General features: G+C 26.5%; 7 protein-coding genes. 1 reads left to right on the forward strand and 6 read right to left on the reverse strand.

Annotated elements, in window-relative coordinates:
- A partial coding sequence (locus QZ429_RS07390) for an SEL1-like repeat protein (protein WP_291953323.1) occupies nucleotides 1-879 on the reverse strand: 879 nt, incomplete at its 3' end.
- 113 nt (nucleotides 880-992) lie between these two features.
- On the opposite strand from QZ429_RS07390, the gene QZ429_RS07395 reads away from it, so the two are divergent.
- A complete protein-coding gene (locus QZ429_RS07395; RefSeq protein WP_291953324.1) occupies nucleotides 993-2261 on the forward strand; it encodes an adenosylmethionine--8-amino-7-oxononanoate transaminase in 1269 nt (422 codons plus the stop codon).
- Here the strand turns inward: QZ429_RS07395 and bioD are convergent.
- The 5 genes from bioD to QZ429_RS07420 form a co-directional block, all read right to left on the reverse strand.
- Entirely contained in the window at nucleotides 2235-2807 is a 573-nt protein-coding gene (gene bioD / locus QZ429_RS07400; RefSeq protein ID WP_291953326.1) for a dethiobiotin synthase, read from the reverse strand. The genes QZ429_RS07395 and bioD overlap by 27 nt on opposite strands.
- A 9-nt stretch (nucleotides 2808-2816) precedes the next feature.
- Nucleotides 2817-3131, reverse strand: a complete 315-nt coding sequence (locus tag QZ429_RS07405; RefSeq protein ID WP_291953328.1) for a multidrug efflux SMR transporter — start codon at nucleotides 3129-3131, stop codon at nucleotides 2817-2819.
- Nucleotide 3132: 1 nt separating this feature from the next.
- Nucleotides 3133-3471, reverse strand: coding sequence for a multidrug efflux SMR transporter (locus QZ429_RS07410; protein ID WP_291953330.1), 339 nt, complete (start codon nucleotides 3469-3471; stop codon nucleotides 3133-3135).
- A gap of 195 nt (nucleotides 3472-3666) precedes the next feature.
- Nucleotides 3667-4089, reverse strand: coding sequence for a Sua5 YciO YrdC YwlC family protein (locus tag QZ429_RS07415; protein ID WP_291953332.1), 423 nt, complete (start codon nucleotides 4087-4089; stop codon nucleotides 3667-3669).
- Nucleotides 4067-4969, reverse strand: a 903-nt coding sequence (locus QZ429_RS07420) for a R.Pab1 family restriction endonuclease (RefSeq protein WP_291953331.1), incomplete at its 5' end; no start/stop codon positions are given. The genes QZ429_RS07420 and QZ429_RS07415, both read right to left, overlap by 23 nt.

Here is a 4969-nt window from a genome sequence, read left to right on the forward strand (position 1 = left end):
ATATTCTACTGCTTTAAAATTATCTTTTTTAACACCAGTTCCACTTACATACATAATCCCAAGATTAGCACAAGCTCTACCACTATCTAAATCACAAGCTTTTTGATAAAATTTTACTGCTTTTAAATTATCTTTTTTAAAACCTTTTCCATTTTCATACATATAGCCAAGCACGACACAACCCGCTCCATCATCTAAATCACAAGCTTTTTTAAAAAATTCTACTGCTTTTAAATTATCTTTTTTAAAACCATATCCATTTGCATACATAATGCCAATATTATAACAACCTCTACCATTATCTAGCTCACAAGCTTTTTGATAAAATTCCATTGCTTTAAAATTATCTTTTTTGACACCTTTTCCATTTCTATACATATATCCAAGATCAGAACAACCATCTCCATCATCTAAATTACAAGCTTTTTCAAAATATTCTACTGCTTTAAAATTATCTTTTTTAACACCAGTTCCACTTACATACATATAACCAAAATTAGCACAAGCTCTACCATCATCTAACTCACAAGCTTTTTGATAAAATTCCATTGCTTTGGAAATATCTTTTTTAATACCATATCCATTTTCATACATAATTCCAAGATGAAAGCAACCATCTCCATTATCTAAATTACAAGCTTTTTTAAAAAATTCTACTGCTTTGAAATTATCTTTTTTAACACTATATCCATTTTCATACATAAGGCCAAGCACGACACAACCAACTCCCTCATCTAAATCACAAACTTTTTGAAAATATTCTAAAGCCGTTGGATAATCACCTCTATCATAGGCTTCAAATCCTTTTGCAATCAAATTCTCTTGTGAGTATGCAAAATTTAAAAATAAAATCGCTAAAACAATTAATATTTTTTTCACTATTTCTCCTTTGAAGCTTAAAAATAAAAGGAATGATTATACAAATATTTTTTAAATAATACTTTTGATTAAAAATTGTAGTATCATTGAAATAAAAAATCAAAGAAATAAAAATGAATTTAAAAGAATTAGACTTAAAACACATTTGGCACCCTTGCACGCAAATGAGTGATCATAAATTTTTACCTTTAATACCTATAAAAAGAGCTAAAGGTGTATATTTGTATGATTTTGATGAAAAAGCTTATATAGACTGCATTAGCTCTTGGTGGGTAAATATTTTTGGGCATTGTAATGATTATATAAATGAAAAAATCAAAGATCAGCTACAAAATTTAGAGCATATCTTGCTTGCAGGCTTTTCTCACGAGCCTATCATCAAACTTTCTAAGAGGCTTTGTGATTTTTTACCTTTTGATAAATGCTTTTTTGCAGATAATGGCTCAAGTGCTATTGAAGTAGCTTTAAAAATGAGTTTTCAATACCACTTAAATCAAGGTATCAAAAAAAATAAATTTTTAACTCTTAGTAATTCTTATCATGGCGAAACCTTAGGGGCCTTAAGCTTAGGAGATTTAGGGCTTTATAAAAAAATATATGAACCCTTACTTTTAAAAAATATCACAACCCCAGTGCCTATGAGTAAAGACTATACAAAAGAACTTGAAATTTTAGAAAATATTTTAAAAACACAAAGTGAAGAAATTTCAGCTTTTATACTTGAACCATTAATTCAATGTGCAGGCAATATGCATATGTATGAGTTAGGATATTTAAATGAAGCTATAAAACTAGCAAAAAAATACAATATACAAATAATATTTGATGAAATAGCCACAGGTTTTGGACGCACAGGAGAGATGTTTGCACTTAATTATTGCTCGCAAGAGATTGATTTTATATGTCTTTCAAAAGGTATCACAGGTGGGTATTTACCACTTTCTGTAGTGCTTTGTAAAAATGAAATTTATGATAAATTTTATGATACTTATGAAAGTCAAAAAGCTTTTTTACACTCTCATTCTTACACGGGCAATGCTTTAGCCTGCGTGGCAGCTAATGCAACTTTAGATATTTTTGAAAATGAAAATATCATAGCAAAAAATAAAATCAAAAGCATTTTTATAAAAAAAGAATGGGAAAATTTAAAAGAATTTGACTTTTTAGGCAATTTTAGAACTTGCGGTATGGTGAGTGCTTTTGATATACAAAGAAGTAAATACAAAAGAGTTGGCATTGAGGTGTTTCAAAGAGCATTAAAAAAAGGTTTGCTTTTAAGACCACTTGGTAATACTATTTATTTTATGCCACCTTATGTAATAAATGAAGATGAAATTTCTTATGTAGTTAAATCTTTAAAAGAAATTTTTAATGAGTTTTGAAAGTTTTTCACACACTTTATCATCAAATTCTATGATAGGAATTTGAGTGTATTTGCTTATAAAATTTTTACTAAAATCATCATCACTTTTTAAAACTAAAGCAAGGATTTTTATATCTCTTTGTTTTAGAGCTTCTATACTTAAAAGTGTATGATTTATACTTCCTAAATAATCTTTTGCTACTAAAATCGTAGGATATTTAAATGTGCTCATATAATCAATCATAGTTTTTTCATCATCAATAGGCGAAAAAATCCCACCAGCAAGCTCTATGATAAGTCTATCACTTTGTGGCAAGCTTATATCAAAAGCTTTATAGTGAATATTTTCCAATATCTTTGCTTTATGCGGTGAAACAGGAGTTTGTAAAAAAATACCCTCTTTAAAAATCTTAGTTTTTGGGCTAAATTTAGCTATAATATCGCTATCTTTTAGACTTCCAGCTTGGATAAGCTTAAAATAATCAAATCCCAATTCTTTGCAAATTCTAGCACTAAGATAAGTCTTACCAACATCTGTATTAATACCACTAATATAAATTTTCATATTTTATTCTTAAGAAAGTATTTTTAAGCCTATTGTGCAAGCAATGATTAAAATAATTAAAAAAAGTTTTATAAAACTTTTACTTTCTTTATAAAAAAGAACTCCAATTATCACTCCACCAGCAGTACCAACTCCAGTCCATATAGAATATGCCACACTCATAGCGATACTTTGCATACTAATACTTAAAAATCCAAAAGAAAATGCAAAGCTAACTGCTAAAGCTAATAAATATAATTTATTTTGAGTTCTAACTAATTCTTTCATAATAACTACACCAAGCACTTCAAAACACGCTGCAAGATGAAGAAAAAACCATTCCATATTAGCTTTCTTTACTTGTAAATTTGAGTCCTACCACGCTTAAAAGCAAAATAGTAATCAAAATAAGTTTTATAATGGATATAGGCTCGTTAAAAATCAACATTTCATTTAATACCACGCCCGCGGTTCCAATACCAACAAAAACACTATAAACAATACTAACTTCCAATACCTCACAAGCTTTTAGCATACATGCAAATGAAATACAAACACCTACCATAGTAAATATATAATGCCAAATTTCGCTAGAATGCTTCAAACCACTTACCCAAAAACACTCCACAACTCCACCTAAAACTACCATAAACCAAGCAAAATTTGTGCTCACTTTTTTAAACATACATATCCTTAAAATCAAAAGTGCAAATTATATCAAATTTATTTTTTTTAATTTTAAGTAATTTTATATCTTAAATCATAAATTTTAAGGTGCCATAAACCTAGTATAAAATACACATTTTAATAAAACTACCTTGTAAAATATAATTTAATTAAATCATACTTTATAAATAGCTTATCTTAATACATTTTGCAACTAACGCAATTTATTTTTTTTTGAACCTCGTAGCTTAAAAATCTTTGAGGCACTAGTTTCAAAAAAAACCTCATCTATAATCTCATTAGCATTTTTTCTAGCCCAATTTTCATCAAATTTTTTTCCGTGCTCATTTGCTGAAGTAGAATAAAGCCAGTCATATTGCTTTAAAAAATTTTCGTGATGACAATCTTTAATAACCCTTATAGCTTTTTTATTTGCATATAAAAAAGTAGTTTTTTTTGATTTTCTTACTAAATTTTTAAATTTACTTGGAATTCTCGTAAGTTTTTTAAGCTCATAAAATTTAGTAGTTGCAATAAGACAAGGTTTATTTAATCGTCTTTTTTTTAGTTTATTAAGTGCTTTTAAGTCTTTACTTAAAAATCCAGCAGTTGTGTCAGTTTGAGCTAGGTAGATCATCATTTAAAATGTAATTTAAAATTTGTAAAACATCATATTTATGGTTTTTACTCAAAATTCCAAATATTTTTAACATATCTAAAAAAATATAAATATTGTTTTTATTTATTTCTAAATATCCTTTTTCTTTGCTTTTAATTAATCTGTTTAAAAAATTTCTTTCTCCGTAGGCATCTTTAAGTATATAAACAGGAAAACAAAAATAAAGCATACCTTGAATTCCAATAGCTCTTTGTTTTTCTTTTATTATAATTTCACTTATAAAATTACTACATTGATATTGGTGTACTAATAACGGATAAGAAACATAAGATTCTAAAAAATTAACTTTTGCTATTGTCGTTGGCATAAAATTTGCTCTATTGATTCTCATCTTATTTTCTATAAAATCATCATTACTCTCCAAAAAATTTTTAATAGAATTTAATTCATTTTTTGAAATAATATTATTCTTAAAAAAACTTAAGATAATTTCACTTAATTCATAAATTTTTTTCTTTTTTCCATTTGCTCCAATGAAATTTCCATTTTCTGTTGTTATTTCATCATATCCTATCTGCCATTCTATATAATGATTAATATCAATTTTCACCTTTGTTGGAGCAATTGGAAGTCCATAATTCTTAAATGTATCTCTTTGTTTTATTCTGATTTTTCCAGCAACAGATGTTAATGGAATTTCATAATCTATTTTGAAATTTGTCATAATTCTCCTTTTTAATCTAAAATTAAACAAAGTATAAAAATAATTTTTGATTTTGTTTTCATCATATTTTTTTTTATAAAAGAAATTTAAAAATTCATTTTCTATTTTTAAAAACTTTTCATTATCAATAAAAATTTCTAAATTGCCAAAATAATAAGGCAATAAATACGCATA

It is taken from the genome of Campylobacter sp., from assembly GCF_020024835.1.
GTDB lineage: Bacteria > Campylobacterota > Campylobacteria > Campylobacterales > Campylobacteraceae > Campylobacter_D.

What these genes read in the sequence shown, in the direction of transcription:
- QZ429_RS07395 (WP_291953324.1), top strand. Translation starts at nt 993, where the DNA reads ATGAATTTAAAAGAATTAGACTTAAAACACATTTGGCACCCTTGCACG.
- bioD (WP_291953326.1), bottom strand. Translation starts at nt 2,807, where the DNA reads ATGAAAATTTATATTAGTGGTATTAATACAGATGTTGGTAAGACTTAT.
- QZ429_RS07405 (WP_291953328.1), bottom strand. Translation starts at nt 3,131, where the DNA reads ATGGAATGGTTTTTTCTTCATCTTGCAGCGTGTTTTGAAGTGCTTGGT.
- QZ429_RS07410 (WP_291953330.1), bottom strand. Translation starts at nt 3,471, where the DNA reads ATGTTTAAAAAAGTGAGCACAAATTTTGCTTGGTTTATGGTAGTTTTA.
- QZ429_RS07415 (WP_291953332.1), bottom strand. Translation starts at nt 4,089, where the DNA reads ATGATCTACCTAGCTCAAACTGACACAACTGCTGGATTTTTAAGTAAA.